This window comes from Frankia sp. CcMO1, from assembly GCF_977945845.1.
In genome coordinates this window covers 13804-14351 of record NZ_CDWTMG010000068.1, presented here as the reverse complement: position 1 = coordinate 14351, position 548 = coordinate 13804, and the positions used below count along the sequence as shown (strand labels likewise).

Sequence of the window (548 nt, the reverse complement as noted above, 5' to 3'; positions counted from 1 at the left end):
CCGGATCTCCTTGAGGACCTTCTTCAGCCGCTCCTCGAAGTCACCGCGGTAGCGGGAACCGGCGACCAGAGCGCCGAGGTCGAGGGTGTAGAGCTGCTTGTCCTTCAGGGTCTCGGGCACCTCGCCCTTGATGATCGCCTGCGCCAGTCCCTCGACCACGGCGGTCTTGCCGACGCCGGGTTCACCGATCAGGACCGGGTTGTTCTTGGTCCGGCGCGACAGCACCTGCATGACGCGCTCGATCTCCTTCTCGCGCCCGATGACCGGGTCGAGCTTGGACTCGCGCGCCGCCGCGGTGAGGTTGCGGCCGAACTGGTCCAGCACCAGGGAGGTGGACGGGGTCCCCTCGGCGGGCGCGCCGGACGTGGCGGTCTCGCCCTTGCCCTGGTAACCGGACAGCAGCTGGATGACCTGCTGGCGCACCCGGTTGAGGTCCGCACCCAGCTTGACGAGCACCTGAGCGGCGACGCCCTCGCCCTCGCGGATCAGGCCCAACAGGATGTGCTCGGTGCCGATGTAGTTGTGACCGAGCTGCAGCGCCTCCCGAA

The 548-nt window shown here is 68.4% G+C and carries 1 protein-coding gene; it reads right to left on the bottom strand.

Annotated elements, in window-relative coordinates; all coding sequences use genetic code 11:
* Positions 1-548, bottom strand: a 548-nt coding sequence (locus AC08OU_RS10955; RefSeq protein WP_476604831.1) for a Clp protease N-terminal domain-containing protein, incomplete at both ends; no start/stop codon positions are given.